Below are 14,178 nucleotides of genomic sequence, written 5' to 3'. Positions count from 1 at the left end.
CGGCCTCAGGCCAGGGAGCCGCGGCGCATCCCGCCTGCGGCCAGGCGCAGGCAGTCGGCGAGCCGGCCGAGGAAGACGTCGGGCGACTCCCAGGGGAAGAAGTGGCCCCCGGGGATGCGCTGAATGGTGAACGTCGCCCTGGTGTGCTCGGCCCACTCGTCCGCGTCGCCCTCCCGCATCAGCGGGTCCTCCTGTCCGGTGAACACGTCCACCGGGCAGGGCAGCGGCTCCCACGCGCGCAGCGGGGGGCCCGCGCACAGGGCGAGGTCGTCGCGGGCGAGGGAGGCGGCGGCGCGCAGCCATCGGGGGTAGGCCCGGACGGTGGGCGAGATCCCGCCGAGTTCGACGAGGCGCTGGGCGAACTCCTCCTCGCTCAGCCCCTCGTGGTCCACCGTCACCCGCGGCCGGTGCGGGGCGGGCAGCGCGCCGACCATCAGCCGCTCCGGCAGGGTCCGCCCGGCGGCGGCGCGGCGGCTGACGAGGGAGTAGGCCAGCAGGGCGCCCATGCTGTGCCCGTAGCAGGTCCACGGCGCCTGCAGCCAGGGGTCGAGCTCGGCGTCGAGCTCGGCGAGGAGGGTGGGCAGATGCCGCGGCCGCGGCTCGTCGTACCGGCGCTCGCGGCCAGGCAGCTGCACCGGGAGGACCGCGACGCCGGGGCCGAGGGCGCGCTGCCAGCCGGCGAAGACCGAGGCGGAGCCGCCCGCGTGGTGGAAGCACACCAGGCGCAGCGGCGCGTCGGGGACGGGGTCGCCCGGCAGGTACCCGGTGCGCTGGGGTGGGGTCGTTGCCATGGTGGTGTCCTGCTCTCCTTCCGCTGCCCGCGGCGCGGCGGGCGCCGATCGGCCCGGTGGCCGGGGGCGGGGCGCCTTTGCCCCGCGCTCCCGGCCCCGGGCCACGGGACGAGGAGTGGTCACCTGCCGCACAGGATGATGTGCGTGGCCCAGTTGACCGGCTCCTCCACGATCTCGAACTGCCGGCCGCCGACCTTGCCGCGGTAGACACCGCTGACGCCGAACGCCGGCAGGTAGGGGGTCTGCCCCTGGCTGACGGCGGTGTGGTCGATGATGCCCGCGGTCCGCAGGGTGCCGTCCTCCAGCGTGATCGTCTCGGTGATGTAGTAGAACCAGTGGTCGTTCGCCGGGTTCTGCCACAGCACCGTGACATCGGCGTCGACGGAGCCGATCTGCTCACCCTCGGAGTTCGACAGAATCGTCTGGTAAGTGCCCTGGTTTCCCGGCTCGATGACGCTGCCGGTGCCACCGGTCACGAACTCCGAGATGTCGTCGTGCGACACGCAGTTCGTGCCGATGGACCGGCCTCCGTTCCCGTGGTGCTCGGGCGCTGCCGCGGACGCGGTCTGCGGCGCGAGCACCGCCGCGAGAGAAATGGCCGAGGCGGCGGCCGCGATAACCGTGGCCCGCTTGCCGCGCGCCCGCCGCCTTTCCTTCACGTTCATCAGGTACCTCTCTGCTGGTCGACATCGTGGCCTGTCAAGTGCCGTCGGCAAGCGTCATTGAGGCGTCTAAAGCCGACCTAAGTGGCCCCCCGTAAGCCACTCAGGCCGGCTCCCCCCGGAGTTATCGCTCCAGGAGACATCATTCGACGCGCATCTAAAGCGGGTCTAAATCACTCTGCAATTTACATCGGGCAGGGGGCGTGCAGATTAGGGGTTGGGAGGTAAAGGAAGCGGATGGCAGGCTGTATGCGCCGCACGGCATGAGCACATTCGACCAGGGGGAACACGGGGAATGGGAGCGCCATGAGGTACGAAGTACTGGGGAATTTGCGGGTACTGGACGGCGGCCGGGAAGTTTTGATCAACGCACCCAAGGTGCAGGTCCTGCTGGCCGCTTTCCTCTCCCGCCCGGACGAGGTGCTGACCACCGACCAGCTCATCACCGAGGTGTGGCGGCACCACGCGCCGCGCCGCGCCGAGGCCTCTCTCTACGTGCACGTCTCGCAGTTGCGGAAGGCCCTCGACCGCCCGGGCGCGGCCAATCCGATCGTGACCAGGCCGCTGGGCTACCTCCTCGACGGGGCCTCGGGCGAGCGGGACGCGGTGGACTTCCGGCGGCTCCTCGACGAGGGGCGGCAGGCCCTCAGGGAACGCCGGGCCACCGCGGCGGTGCCGGCCTGCGAGGCGGCGCTCGCGCTGTGGCGCGGGCCCGCGCTGGACGACCTGCCGGTCGGGCCCCTGGCCGGGGCCTGGGCGGGCAGTCTCACGGAGTCGCGGGTGGAGTGCACGGAGCTGCTGATGGAGGCGTACTTCCAGCTGGGCCGCCACCGGGAGACGGTGGGCCAGCTGTACTCGCTGATCGCGGAGCACCCGCTGCGGGAGTCGCTCTACCGCTACCTGATGCTGGCGCTGTACCTGTCGGAACGGAAGGCGGACGCCCTGGAGGTGTACCGCAGGGCCCGCAGAACTCTCCGCGACGAGGCGGGAGTCGAGCCGGGGCGCCGGCTGCGGGCCGCGCACCAGGCGATCCTCGCCGGCGGGGCGGTCGCCGCGAGGTCGGGGGCCTGAGCCGGCCGGGGACCGGGCCGGTCCGCGGGCGGCCGGCGAAGGAGGGTACGCCGACCGCCCTGGGACCGGCCCGATCCCTCCGGCGCGGTCAGTGCCCGGACCCGACCGGCGCGGAGGCGTCCGCGGCCGGCGCGGCCGTGGCCCCGGCGGGCGGGCGCGCGGCCGGGGAGCCGGGGCGTTCCACGGACAGGTGCGGCAGGACGCGGTCGAGCCACCCGGGCAGCCACCAGTTGGAGCGGCCCAGGACGTGCATCGCGGCGGGCACGAGGACGGTCCGCAGGATGAAGGCGTCCAGCGCGACGGCCACCGCGAGCCCGGCGCCGAACATCGAGATGACCCGCTGGCCGCCCAGGATGAAGGCGAGGAAGACGGCGATCATGATGGTGGCGGCCGCCGTGATGACCCGGCCGGTCTCCGACTGCCCGACGATCACGGCCCGCCGGTTGTCCCTGCCGTGCACCCATTCCTCGTGCATGCGGCTGACGAGGAAGACCTGGTAGTCCATGGAGAGCCCGAACAGCACCGGCAGCATCAGCACGGGAAGGAAGGGCTCCACCGGGCCGGTGCCCATGCCCACCGCGTCGGACACCCAGCCCCACTGGAAGGCGGCGACCACCACGCCGAACGCGGCCAGCGCGGCCATCAGGTTCATCACCGCCGCGGTCAGCGGGATCACCAGGCTGCGAAAGGCCAGCAGCAGCAACAGGCAGCCCAGGGCGACGATCACGCCGATGAACAGGAACATCCGGTCGGCGATCGTGTCGGAGAAGTCGTCGTTGACCGCGGTCTGGCCGCCGACGTAGACGTGCAGGTCCGTGCCCTCCGCGGCCTGGGGGATGACCTCCTCGCGCAGCCGCGAGATGAGCTCCGAGGTCTCCTCGGCCTGGGGCGAGGTGCGGGGGGTGACCTGGACGATGCCGATCGGCGAGCCGGCCTGCATCGGGTAGGCGTGCACCTCGGCCACGCCCGGCACGCCCGGCAGGTCCCGGGTCAGCGCGCCGAGCGCCTGCCGCCCCGCCTCGTCCCCGGCCTCGGCGACCAGCAGCAGCGGCCCGTTGAAGCCGGGTCCGAAGCCCTCGGCGAGCATGTCGTACGCCTTGCGGCTGGTGAAGGAGTCGGGGTTGGTGCCCTGGTCCGAGTTGCCCAGCCGCAGCGAGAGGGTGGGCGCCGCCAGCACCGCGATGACCAGCACGGCGACGGCGGAGAGCAGCAGCGGGCGGCGCTCGACGACGGCGGCCCAGCGGGCGATCAGGCCGGGCCTGGCGGGCGCGGCGGCCGGCCCCTGCTCGGCGAGCTCGCGGCGTTCCCGCGGCCTGAGCACCCGCATCCCCATGAAGCCGAGCAGCGCGGGCAGCAGGGTCACCGAGGCGAGGACGGTGCACAGGACGGTGAGCGCGGCGGCGATGGCGACGCCGTTGAGGAAGCCCATGCCGAGGGCGAACAGGCCGAGGACGGACAGGATGACGGTGATCGCGGCGAAGACCACCGCGCGGCCCGCGGTGTCGAGCGCCGTGACCACGGACTCCTCGGGGCCGAGCCCGGCCTTGAGCCCCGACCTGTGCCTGGTCACGATGAACAGGGCGTAGTCGATGCCGACGCCGAGGCCGATCAGCGCGCCGAGGGTGGGCGCGATGTCGGCGATGCCGATGCCGTGGGCGAGCAGCCCCATGGAGAGCATCGCGGTGCCGACCCCGGCCACGGCGATGACCAGGGGCACGGCCATCCCGACGAGCGAGCCGAAGGCGACGAACAGCACGACGGCGCCGAAGACGACGGCGACGATCTCGCTGGCCGCGGCCGAGGGCTCCTCCGCGACGGAGATCGCCTCCCCGCCGAGTTCCACGGTGAGGCCCTCGGTCGCGGCGGCCCGCGCGGTGTCGATGACGTTCTGGACCAGGCCCTTGTCCAGCTCGTAACTCTGCTCGGTGAAGGCGATTCTGGCGTAGGCGATGCGTTCGCCCGCCCCGATCTGGCCCGCGCCGCCCTCGTCCCAGGGGCCGACGACCGAGCCGACGCCCGGCAGGGCCGCGATCTGCGCGAGCGCCGCCTCGACGCGGTCGCGCGGCGCGGCATCGGCGACCGAGCCCTCGTCGACCTCCCACACGACGCCGGCGGTCGCGCCGGCCGTGTCCGGGGTCGCCTCGCTCATCAGGTCGAGCGCGGTGCTCGACTCGCTGTCCGGCAGGGTGAAGTCGGTCCGGTAGCCGTCACCCGCGACGCCGCTTGCGACGCCGAGGCCGACGAGGCAGGCGAGCCAGAGTAAGAGGACCAGGAGCCGGCGGCGGTGGCACCAGCGGGCGAGTGTGGACATCGGGTCTCCAAGGGTGCGTCAGGCCGGGGCGAGACGGCTCGCGTTGGCCGGAACGGGCCGGACCCGGGCCCCGGTATCGTTGATGGGCATGCCAGGTGTCCCTGCTGCGCAAGGGAGTTCCCCACGAACAGACACCTATAGTGAACCATCATTCATGTTAGGCGGGCAACACGCACCACGGAGTTGCGAGCCATCTGCGAACGACGAGGCGGAGGTTGGGATGACTACCGCACCACACCGGCTGCGCGCCGACGCCGCACGCAACCGGGAAAAGATCCTGCGCACCGCGCGCACCCTCTTCGCCGCGCGCGGCGGCTCGGTGGGCATGGACGAGATCGCCAAGGAGGCCGGCCTCGCCGTCGGGACCCTCTACCGGCACTTCCCGACCAAGGCCGACCTCATCGGCGCCATCACCTCGGAGCTGTCCGACCGCATCTTCACGGCGCTCGACGAGGCCGTGGCGCGCATCGACGCCGGGGGCAGCGCCCTGGAGGAGCTGACCACCCTCACCGAGCGGATCAGCACGGCCGCCGGCGAGGACCGCACGGTGAAGGCCGCCATGAGCAACCTGGGCATCGAGGCGGCCCCCGAGCTGAAGGACCGCGCCATGGCCGGGCTCGCCCGCATCGTCGAGGCGGGCCACGCCGAGGGCACCCTGCACCCCGACGTCACCGCCGCCGACCTCGTCCTGACGATGAGCACCCTGCCCGGGGACGAACTCCCCGAGCCCGCCCGCCGCCGCTGGGTCACCCTCATCCTGCGCGGCCTCACCCACCGCTCCTGAGGCCACGGCGCACCACGCCCGCGCCCCCGCCTCCCGTGGGACGGGAGAGCGGGGGCGCGGGCGTGAGGCGGGGCCGGCGCGGCCTCGATCAGCTCCTGGCGGCGGGCGCGTACGGCTCCAGCAGGGCCGCCAGCTCCTGGTGCACCTGGGCCTTCAGCAGGGTCCCCTCGGGCGTGTGCTCCTCGGAGAGCACCTCGCCCTCGGCGTGCACCCGCGAGACCAGCGCCCCCTGCGTGTAGGGCACCAGCACCTCAAGCTCGACGCCCGGCCGCGGCAGGTCCGCGTCGATCCACGCCAGCAACTGCTCGATGCCGAGCCCGGAGTGCGCGGAGACCGCGATCGCCCGCTTCTCCTGCCGCAGCAGCCGCTGCACGGTCAGCTCGTCGGCCACATCCGCCTTGTTGACGACGACGATCTCGGGAATGTCGTGCGCGCCGACCTCCCTGACCACCGAGCGGACCGCGGCCAGCTGCTCCTCGGGCGCCGGGTGCGAGCCGTCCACCACGTGCAGGATCAGGTCGGCCTCCCCGACCTCCTCCATCGTGGAACGGAAGGCCTCCACCAGGTCGTGCGGCAGGTGCCTGACGAAGCCGACGGTGTCGGTCAGCGTGTAGACCCGGCCGCTCGGCGTCTCGGCCCGGCGCACCGTCGGGTCCAGGGTGGCGAACAGCGCGTTCTCCACCAGCACGCCCGCCCCGGTCAGCTGGTTGAGCAGCGAGGACTTGCCCGCGTTGGTGTAGCCGGCGATGGCCACCGAGGGCACCCGGTTGCGCTTGCGCTCCTGCCGCTTGACCTCGCGGTCGGTGCGCATCTCGGCGATCTCGCGGCGCATCTTCGCCATCTTCTCGCGGATGCGGCGCCGATCGGTCTCGATCTTGGTCTCACCGGGACCGCGGGTGGCCATCCCGCCGCCCCCGCTGCTGGAGCCACCGCCGCCCATCTGCCGGGACAGGGACTGACCCCAGCCGCGCAGCCGCGGCAGCATGTACTGCATCTGCGCCAGCGAGACCTGCGCCTTGCCCTCGCGGGACTTGGCGTGCTGGGCGAAGATGTCCAGGATCAGGGCGGTCCTGTCGACCACCTTCACCTTGACGACGTCTTCGAGGTGGATCAGCTGCCCCGGCGTGAGCTCGCCGTCGCACACCACCGTGTCCGCGCCGGTCTCCAGCACCACGTCACGCAGCTCCTGCGCCTTGCCCGAGCCGATGTAGGTGGCCGGGTCCGGCTTGTCACGGCGCTGGATCACGCCGTCGAGCACCAGCGCGCCCGCGGTCTCCGCCAGGGCGGCGAGCTCCGCCAGGGAGTTCTCCGCGTCCTTGACCGTGCCGGAGGTCCAGACCCCGACGAGGACGACGCGCTCCAGCCGCAGCCGGCGGTACTCGACCTCGGTGACGTCCTCGAGCTCCGTGGAGAGCCCGGCCACGCGGCGCAGCGCGGCCCGGTCCTCGCGGTCGAACTGCTCGCCGTCGCGCTCCTCGTCGCTCTCGCTCCAGGCCACGTCCTCATCCATCAGGGCGTCGGCCCGGCGGCCCGCGGTGCGGCGCTGGTGGTCCTGAGGAAGGGAAGAAAAGGTCAAGGGAATCCTTCGCGTAGACGGGTCCGGCGGGCGGGGAGCGCCGCCGGGTTCTCAGCCGGGACAACGCCTGTGCAAGGCGGAGAATTCCCGGCGGGCCCTTGAGGGGCCTCCCACATGGTGGCACGCCACCATCGACGCGTCACCCGGATAACGCCGCCCCCGCGCGCGCCTCCCCGGGGCGCGCGGGCGCGCGCCGCCTCAGCTCGACGGGGGCCGCACGGCGCGCGAGACGTCGTACACGCCGGGCACCCGGCGCATCGCCCGCATCACCCGCGGCAACTCCGAGGCGTCGGCAAGACGCAGCGTGTAGGTGTGCCGCACCCGCTGCTGCCGCGGCGGCTCCACCGCGGCCCGGAGCACGGCCGCTCCCTCGGCGGCCAGCGCCTCGGTCAGGTCGGCGAGCAATTCGGGGCGGCCGAGGGCCTCGGCGTGGAGGGTGACCCGGCAGCCCACCAGGCCGGAGGTCCAGCCCACCTCCAGGGCCCGCCGGCCCGCCGCCGCCATCCGCAGGGCGGCCTGGCAGCTCTCCCGGTGCACGGTGACGGTGCCCCCGCGCACCAGGAAGCCCAGGGCGCGGTCCGGGGGCACCGGGGTACAGCAACGCGCCAGGCGCACCGGCGCACCGGGGGCGCCCGCGACCACGACGCCCGCCTCGCGCGGGGAGGTGCGCTGCCTTTCGCGCGCCACGGGCGAGGGCGGGTGCTCCGGCGCCTGCGCGGCCTCCGCCCCCGGCTCCGCGCCCGGCCCGGCCTCCCCGGCCCCCCCGCTGTCCAGCCAGCGCCGGATGGGAATCCTGGCCGCCGGGGTGATGGCGTAGCCGAGCCACTCCGGGGAGGGACCCGAGCTCCCGTCGGGCGCCAGCAGCAGCTGCAGCGTGTCCCCGTCCCGCAGCACGGTGCGCAGCGTGGCGAGCCGCCCGTTGACGCGGGCCCCGATGCAGGCGTGCGCCGCCTCCCCGTGCCGGGCGTAGGCCGCGTCCACGCAGGTCGCGCCCGCGGGGAGCTGGAGGGGGCCCTCCTCGGGGGCGGCGGCGAAGACGGTGATCTCCCGGTCCCGCGCCAGCTCGTCGCGCAGCTCGGTCCAGAAGGTGTCCGGGTCCGTCGCCTGGCGCTGCCACTCCAGCAGCCGCGACAGCCAGCCGGGCCGCGTCGGATCGGCGCGCTCCCCCTCCTCCCCCGCGGCCTCGCCCTCGGCGGACCGGTGCGGGTCGCCGAGCGCGACGACGCCGGTCTCCGCCACCCGGTGCATCCGGTGGGTGCGGACCAGGATCTCCGCGACCCGGCCCGACTCGTCGGCGACGGCGGTGTGCAGGGACTGGTAGAGGTTGAACTTGGGGGCGGCGATGAAGTCCTTGAACTCCGAGACGATCGGCGAGAAACAGGTGTGCAGCTCGCCGAGCGCCGCGTAGCAGTCCGCGTCCTCCGCCACCAGGATCAGCAGCCTGCCGTAGTCGCAGGGGCCGAGCGAGCCGCGTTTGAGCCGGGCCCGGTGCACGGACAGCACGTGCCGCGGCCGGATCAGCACCTCGGCGCTGATCCCCGCCTCGCGCAGCACGCCGCGCACCGCCTCGGCGACCTCGGCCAGCGGCTCCGGCTCGCGGCCGTGCTCCAGGATCAGCTCCCGGGCCCTGGCGTGCTCCTCGGGCTGGAGGATGGCGAAGACCAGGTCCTCCAGCTCGGTCTTCACGGCCTGCACCCCGAGCCGCTCGGCGAGCGGGATCAGCACGTCCCCGGTGACGCGGGCGATCCTGGCCTGCTTCTCCGGGCGCATGACGCCCAGGGTGCGCATGTTGTGCAGCCGGTCGGCGAGCTTGATCGACATCACCCGCACGTCGCTGCCCGTCGCCACCAGCATCTTGCGGAAGGTCTCCGGCTCGGCGGCGGCGCCGTAGTCGACCTTCTCCAGCTTGGTGACCCCGTCGACCAGGTGGCAGACCTCCTCGCCGAAGTCCGCGCGGACCTGGTCCAGCGTCACCTCGGTGTCCTCGACGGTGTCGTGCAGCAGCGAGGCGGTCAACGTGGTGGTCTCGGCGCCGAGTTCGGCCAGGATGAGGGTGACCGCGAGCGGGTGGGTGATGTAGGGCTCGCCGCTCTTGCGGAACTGGCCGCGGTGTGCGGACTCGGCCAGCAGGTAGGCCCGGCGCAGGATGCCGAGGTCGGCCCGTGGATGGTGCCTGCGGTGCACCTGCGCGACGTGCTCGATCGCATCGGGCAGCCGGTGCGAACGGTCGGCGCTCCCGAAGACGGCGGCACGGCCCAGCTGACGCAGCCTCAGCACGTCCCTGCGGTGCCCCCTCCGCCCGCGGGCCATCCCGCTCGACGTGCTCGCCTCAGCGCTCATGGGGTGCGCACCTCCCGCGGTCTCCTGACCGGACCGCGGCGCGGATTGCCCCGGATCGTCCGGGTGGTGTCCGTGACCCGTGTTTCCGCAGCGGCGCCGGTGCTTGATGCTACCGAGCCCACCACGCCCGGCCGCCCGGCGGCCGCCCCTAACGTGGTGGATCACCCATCCGAGTGACTTATGTCCGAGGAAAGCTGGCCGAAAGACGCGGGCGGGCGGCCGGGATTGGCGCCTTCGCGCCCGCGAACCCTCGGGGCCCGGCGCCTCAGGCCGGGAGGTGGACCGTGCCCTCGGCCACGATGACGGCGGGACCTGCCAGGGTGACCGTGCCGTCGGGCGCCTCGGTCACCCGCAGCCTGCCGCCCGGCACGTCCACGAGGTACTCGGCCGGGCGGCCGTCGGCCGCGGGGTCGAGCCCGTCGCGGCGGGCGGCGGCGACCGCGACCGCGCAGGCGCCGGTGCCGCAGGACCTGGTCTCGCCCGAGCCGCGTTCGTGCACCCGCAGCGCGAGGTGGCGCGGTCCGCGGTCGACGGCGAACTCCACGTTGGCGCCCGCCGGATACGCCTCTGCCGGGGCCAGGCCCGGGGGATCGAGGAGCCGCCCGGCGTCCTCCAGCCGGTCCACGAAGGCCACCGCGTGCGGGTTGCCCATGTCCACGTGCCTGGCCGGCAGGCTCAGGCTCCCCACGGTGACGGTGACCGAGGGCTCGGGGCCCGCGGGCAGCCCGGCCCGCCCCATGTCCACGACGATCTCTCCACCGTCTCCGGCGTCTCCACCGCCTCCGGCCGCCGCGCCGGTGAAGCGCACCCGTCGCAGCCCGGCCCTGGTGGCCACCGCGAACTCGGCGTCCTTGACCAGCCCGGCCCGCCGCAGGTAGTGGGCGAAGACCCGGGCGCCGTTGCCGCACATCTCGGCGATGCTGCCGTCGGCGTTGCGGTAGTCCATGAACCACTCGGCGCCGGCGGCCTGTTCGCGGGCGGCGGGGTCCGCGGCCGAGCGGACCACCCGCAGGACCCCGTCCGCGCCGATCCCGGCGCGCCGGTCGCACAGCCACGCGACCGTCTCGGCGGACAGCTCCAGGCGCCCCTCCGGGTCGGGGATGATCACGAAGTCGTTCTCGGTGCCGTGCCCCTTGAGGAAGGGCACGGGCTGCGGTGCGGCGGTCACGGGCCCGATCCTACGGCGCGCCGCTCCGCTCAGCGCAGCTCGGCCACCCGCCAGACGGCCAGGGCGCCGAGGATGACGAGCCCCAGGCCGTAGAGCAGGAGCAGCCGCCAGTCGGGGCGGCGGCCCGAGCCGCGCGGCGGCAGCCCCGGCCAGGTGTATCCCACGCGGCGGGCCGCCATCATGCCCCACCCGGCCGCGCTGCACCCGATGAGCAGGCCGAGCATGGCGACCACGGCGCCCGCCTCGTCGAAGGCGAAGGCGAGCGGGAAGGCGAACATGAGCGAGCCGAGCAGGCTCAGCAGCACGATCGGGGCGAAGAGCGAGGGCCGCAGCCGCCGCGGCGGGCGCAGTTCGGCATAGGACTCGGCCTGGTCCGCGGCGTCGAGCGCCTCCCCCGCCTCCCCGGGCTCTCCCCGGCCGGGGCCGCCTCCTGGCCCCGGGTAGGCGCCAGGAAGCGGCGCGGGCCCCGTGGGCTGGGCGGCGAAGTCCGCGGGGCCCGTGCCCTGCGGCGGGACGGTCTCCTGCGGCTCCTGGTCCGTGGGGGCGCCGAGGCCGGCGGCGCCAGGGGGGGCCTCGGCGGTCGAGTGCGCGGGAGTGGGCGGCTCGTGCCCGGGGGCGCCGGGCTCGGGGCCCGCGGCCTCCCGGCCGGCCTTGTTCCCGGTCCGTTCTGCCCCAGCGAGCCCGGACCGCGAGGGCCGCGGAACGCCTTCGGCGGTGCCGTTGCTTTCGCGAGGGCCGGCCTCCATCGCCACGCGCCCTCCTACTCCACGGCTTCACGGCTGCTGGTGCATTGCTCGATAATGGCACGCGCGCGGGCCGCTCCCGGTCGCTTGGAGCGTCCCGATGCCATCACGTGATCAGGATGTGACCGTCCGTTCGAGCGCTTCCCAGGCCCGTTCCAGGAGCGCCTCCGGGCCCTCCTGCGCCCCGCTCAGCCAGCGCACGCGCGGGTCGCGGCGGAACCAGCTCTCCTGCCTGCGGGCGAAGCGCCGGGTGGCGCGAACCGTCTCCTCGCGCGCCTCCTCCGCGGTGCACTCCCCGGCGAGCGCCGCGAGCACCTGCTGGTAGCCGAGCGCGCGCGAGGCGGTGCGCCCGGCGCGCAGTCCCGCGCGCTCCAGGCCGCGCACCTCCTCGACCAGTCCCGCCTCCCACATGCGGTCCACGCGCGCCGCGATCCGCTCGTCGAGGACCGGCCGGTCGAGCGCGATGCCGAACTGCACGGTGGGGTAGACGCTGGGGTCCTCCCCCGGCCCTGGCAGCTGCGCGGTGAACGGGCGGCCGGTGAGCTCCACGACCTCCAGGGCGCGCACGATCCGCCGGCCGTTGCTCGGCAGGATGGCCTCGGCGGCGCGCGGGTCGGCCGCGGCCAGCCTGGCGTGCAGCGCCCCGCTGCCCTCCGCCGCCAGCTCGGCCTCCAGCCTGGACCTGATCGCGGGGTCGGTGCCGGGGAAGTCGAGGGCGTCGAGGGCGCCGCGCACGTAGAGCCCGGAGCCGCCGACCAGGACGGGGGTGCGCCCGGCCGCCAGCAGGCGGTCGATGGTGTCGCGGGCGAGCCGCTGGTACTCGGCCACGCTCGCCGTCCTGGTCACCTCCCAGACGTCGAGCAGGTGGTGCGGGACGCCCTGCCGCTCGGCGGGGGTGAGCTTCGCGGTGCCGATGTCCATGCCGCGGTACAGCTGCATCGAGTCCGCGTTGACCACCTCGCCGCCCAGCCGCCTGGCGAGCGCGACGCCGAGATCCGACTTGCCGACCGCGGTGGCCCCGACGACGGCGACGACCAGGGGGGCGGACGAAGACGCGTTCACCCGGGCAGTCTCCCAGACCGGGCGCGGGGCCGCTTGACGTGCGGGATTTCACCCGATTGCCTAGCATGGAAAGCTGATATGCACCTTATGTCCGGTGCGGGGTGTCCGGTGCGAGGCGCCCGGCGTGAGCTGCCCGGCTTGCGCGTCGGCTTCGTTCGTGCGGCCGGCGCCTTCGGCCGGTGTCAGGCACGGGCCACCCGCGCGTCCGGCTCCCCGCCGGGACAACGCGGCGGGAAACCCGCCGGGAAACCGCGCCGGGGAAACGTGCCGGGGAAACGTGCCGGTGAGAGGAGAGGACCGTGAACTTCACGGAGCGCATGAGGGAGAAGCTCGTGCAGAACCGCGGCAAGGTGGAGAGCGGCATGGACCGGGCCGCCCACGCGGCCGACTCGGCCACCAAGGGCCGCTTCAAGCGCCAGATCGTCGACGGGACGGACAAGGCGAAGACCGCCCTGGGCCGCGTCGCCGGCGAGGGCAGGCACCGCAAGGGCTCCCGGCCGGGCAGCTGAGCCCCCGGCCCGGGGGCCGCCGTCAGGACCAGGCGGCCACGAAGTACCCGACGCCGTAAGGGGCCTCGTCGTAGAGCAGCCGGCCGGCGAGCCCGCTCCCGGCCGCCGCTCCGGCGAGCACCTGCCAGCAGGACCTTCCCGCGGCGTGCAGCTCCGCGGCAAGGTCGGCATCGAGCGCCGCGAGCGCCGCGGTGTCGGCCGCGCCCAGGGCGCGCGCCACGGCCTCGTCGAAGGCCGCCGCGCGCCCGTCGAAGGCGCCCGGCGCCTTCGCGGAACGGCAGGCGCTGCCGTCGCCGAGCACCAGCAGCGCGAGCCGCTCGCCACCGGCGGACAGCTCGCGCCCGGCCGCGGCGCAGCGCTCCGGGTCCAGCGGCTCCCCCACGCCGAGCCCCTCGACGGGCGCGGCCTGCCAGGCGGTCCGCTCCAGCAGCCAGGCCCCCACGGTCAGCGAGGGCGGCAACTCGCGCGCGGCCTCCTCCGGCCCGCTTCCTGGCGCCGCCTTCTCCGCCTGGGCGGGGGCGGCCCCGAGGGTCACCTCGACGTCCACCCCGAAGCCACGCAGCGAGCCCGGGGTCCCGGCCGGAAAGGGGCCGCGCCCCGGCCGCTCGGCCGGGCCCACCAGGACCAGCCGCTCGGGCCTTGCGGCCGCGAGCACGGCGAGCGCGTCGTCACAGGCGGCCCGTGCGGCGTCCAGTTCGTGGGCCGCGCCCGCGGCGACCTCGGGCACGAGCAACGGGGGGCAGGGGCAGACCGCGGCGGCGACAAGCATGCGGGCAGCCTAACGCCGCGCCGCCCGCCCCTCGGCCGCTGCCGCCCGTTGCGGCAGGCGGGGCGCTATCCGTCCCTCTCCGAGTCCCAGACCAGCCGCCGCACCAGGAAGGTGTAGACGTAGTGGCCGCCCGCGGAGCCGAGGTAGCGGGCCAGGTACCCGTCCGCGTCCCGGTAGATCCACCGGCGGCGCGCCTGGAGCGGGCGCGGCGGGTTGTACAGGTGGACGTGCCGCCACAGGGCCTCCATGGCCTGCAGGTGGGTGCCGCGCACCTCTTCCAGGACCTGGCAGTCGTAGTGGCCCATCGTGATGCGGCCCTCCACGGTGAGCAGCCAGTCGGCGCTCTCCTCGCTCATCTCCGCCCCCTGCGCGGCGTATCCCCGCGGTCTCTT

At 74.5% G+C, this 14,178-nt stretch carries 13 protein-coding genes; 3 read left to right on the top strand and 10 right to left on the bottom strand.

All coding sequences use genetic code 11. The features are described from left to right. Positions 1 to 5 precede the first annotated feature (5 nt). Both D7294_RS28445 and D7294_RS28440 read right to left on the bottom strand, forming a co-directional pair. Positions 6 to 791, bottom strand: a complete 786-nt coding sequence (locus D7294_RS28445; protein WP_120684679.1) for a thioesterase II family protein — start codon at positions 789 to 791, stop codon at positions 6 to 8. A gap of 119 nt (positions 792 to 910) precedes the next feature. Next, positions 911 to 1,456: an allene oxide cyclase barrel-like domain-containing protein gene (locus D7294_RS28440; RefSeq protein ID WP_120684678.1), complete on the bottom strand. Its 546-nt coding sequence runs from the start codon at positions 1,454 to 1,456 to the stop codon at positions 911 to 913. A gap of 303 nt (positions 1,457 to 1,759) precedes the next feature. Between D7294_RS28440 and D7294_RS28435 the strand changes: the two genes are divergently transcribed. Further along, on the top strand, positions 1,760 to 2,524 hold the full coding sequence (locus tag D7294_RS28435) for an AfsR/SARP family transcriptional regulator (RefSeq protein WP_120684677.1): 765 nt from the start codon (positions 1,760 to 1,762) through the stop codon (positions 2,522 to 2,524). An 88-nt stretch (positions 2,525 to 2,612) separates the two neighbouring features. Here D7294_RS28435 and D7294_RS28430 read toward each other — a convergent pair whose 3' ends face one another. Next, a complete protein-coding gene (locus D7294_RS28430) occupies positions 2,613 to 4,835 on the bottom strand; it encodes an MMPL family transporter (RefSeq protein ID WP_120684676.1) in 2,223 nt (740 codons plus the stop codon). 220 nt (positions 4,836 to 5,055) lie between these two features. On the opposite strand from D7294_RS28430, the gene D7294_RS28425 reads away from it, so the two are divergent. Further along, the gene (locus D7294_RS28425) at positions 5,056 to 5,619 is read left to right on the top strand and encodes a TetR/AcrR family transcriptional regulator (protein ID WP_158674708.1); all 564 of its coding nucleotides are present in this window, start codon (positions 5,056 to 5,058) and stop codon (positions 5,617 to 5,619) included. Between the two features lie 88 nt (positions 5,620 to 5,707). Here D7294_RS28425 and hflX read toward each other — a convergent pair whose 3' ends face one another. The 5 genes from hflX to miaA all read right to left on the bottom strand — a co-directional run bounded on the left by hflX (position 5,708) and on the right by miaA (position 12,508). Then, entirely contained in the window at positions 5,708 to 7,195 is a 1,488-nt protein-coding gene (gene hflX, locus D7294_RS28420) for a GTPase HflX (protein WP_120684674.1), read from the bottom strand. 198 nt (positions 7,196 to 7,393) lie between these two features. Then, positions 7,394 to 9,535 carry a RelA/SpoT family protein gene (locus tag D7294_RS28415; RefSeq protein WP_120684673.1) on the bottom strand — a complete coding sequence of 714 codons (2,142 nt, stop codon included), beginning with the start codon at positions 9,533 to 9,535 and terminating at the stop codon, positions 7,394 to 7,396. A gap of 265 nt (positions 9,536 to 9,800) precedes the next feature. Further along, entirely contained in the window at positions 9,801 to 10,703 is a 903-nt protein-coding gene (gene dapF, locus D7294_RS28410; protein WP_120684672.1) for a diaminopimelate epimerase, read from the bottom strand. A gap of 29 nt (positions 10,704 to 10,732) precedes the next feature. Beyond that, positions 10,733 to 11,449 carry a hypothetical protein gene (locus tag D7294_RS34065; RefSeq protein ID WP_422070755.1) on the bottom strand — a complete coding sequence of 239 codons (717 nt, stop codon included), beginning with the start codon at positions 11,447 to 11,449 and terminating at the stop codon, positions 10,733 to 10,735. A 111-nt stretch (positions 11,450 to 11,560) separates the two neighbouring features. Beyond that, the gene (gene miaA, locus D7294_RS28400; protein WP_120684671.1) at positions 11,561 to 12,508 is read right to left on the bottom strand and encodes a tRNA (adenosine(37)-N6)-dimethylallyltransferase MiaA; all 948 of its coding nucleotides are present in this window, start codon (positions 12,506 to 12,508) and stop codon (positions 11,561 to 11,563) included. Positions 12,509 to 12,807: 299 nt separating this feature from the next. On the opposite strand from miaA, the gene D7294_RS28395 reads away from it, so the two are divergent. Further along, on the top strand, positions 12,808 to 13,017 hold the full coding sequence (locus tag D7294_RS28395; RefSeq protein WP_241562685.1) for an antitoxin: 210 nt from the start codon (positions 12,808 to 12,810) through the stop codon (positions 13,015 to 13,017). 22 nt (positions 13,018 to 13,039) lie between these two features. On the opposite strand, the gene D7294_RS28390 is transcribed toward D7294_RS28395, so the two are convergent. Beyond that, positions 13,040 to 13,786 (bottom strand): class III extradiol ring-cleavage dioxygenase family protein, encoded by a 747-nt coding sequence (locus tag D7294_RS28390; RefSeq protein WP_120684670.1) that lies wholly within the window; start codon positions 13,784 to 13,786, stop codon positions 13,040 to 13,042. 65 nt (positions 13,787 to 13,851) lie between these two features. Beyond that, positions 13,852 to 14,142 (bottom strand): hypothetical protein, encoded by a 291-nt coding sequence (locus tag D7294_RS28385; RefSeq protein WP_120684669.1) that lies wholly within the window; start codon positions 14,140 to 14,142, stop codon positions 13,852 to 13,854. Between the last annotated feature and the right edge of the window lie 36 nt (positions 14,143 to 14,178).

It is taken from the genome of Streptomyces hoynatensis (assembly GCF_003626535.1).
In the GTDB taxonomy this organism is placed as follows: Bacteria; Actinomycetota; Actinomycetes; order Streptomycetales; family Streptomycetaceae; genus Streptomyces; species Streptomyces hoynatensis.
This window is presented reverse-complemented; position numbering and strand designations above follow the sequence as displayed.

Coding starts and splice junctions, on each gene's coding strand:
- D7294_RS28445 (WP_120684679.1), bottom strand. CDS start 791: ATGGCAACGACCCCACCCCAGCGCACCGGGTACCTGCCGGGCGACCCC.
- D7294_RS28440 (WP_120684678.1), bottom strand. CDS start 1,456: ATGAACGTGAAGGAAAGGCGGCGGGCGCGCGGCAAGCGGGCCACGGTT.
- D7294_RS28435 (WP_120684677.1), top strand. CDS start 1,760: ATGAGGTACGAAGTACTGGGGAATTTGCGGGTACTGGACGGCGGCCGG.
- D7294_RS28430 (WP_120684676.1), bottom strand. CDS start 4,835: ATGTCCACACTCGCCCGCTGGTGCCACCGCCGCCGGCTCCTGGTCCTC.
- D7294_RS28425 (WP_158674708.1), top strand. CDS start 5,056: ATGACTACCGCACCACACCGGCTGCGCGCCGACGCCGCACGCAACCGG.
- D7294_RS28415 (WP_120684673.1), bottom strand. CDS start 9,535: ATGAGCGCTGAGGCGAGCACGTCGAGCGGGATGGCCCGCGGGCGGAGG.
- D7294_RS34065 (WP_422070755.1), bottom strand. CDS start 11,449: ATGGAGGCCGGCCCTCGCGAAAGCAACGGCACCGCCGAAGGCGTTCCG.
- D7294_RS28390 (WP_120684670.1), bottom strand. CDS start 13,786: ATGCTTGTCGCCGCCGCGGTCTGCCCCTGCCCCCCGTTGCTCGTGCCC.
- D7294_RS28385 (WP_120684669.1), bottom strand. CDS start 14,142: ATGAGCGAGGAGAGCGCCGACTGGCTGCTCACCGTGGAGGGCCGCATC.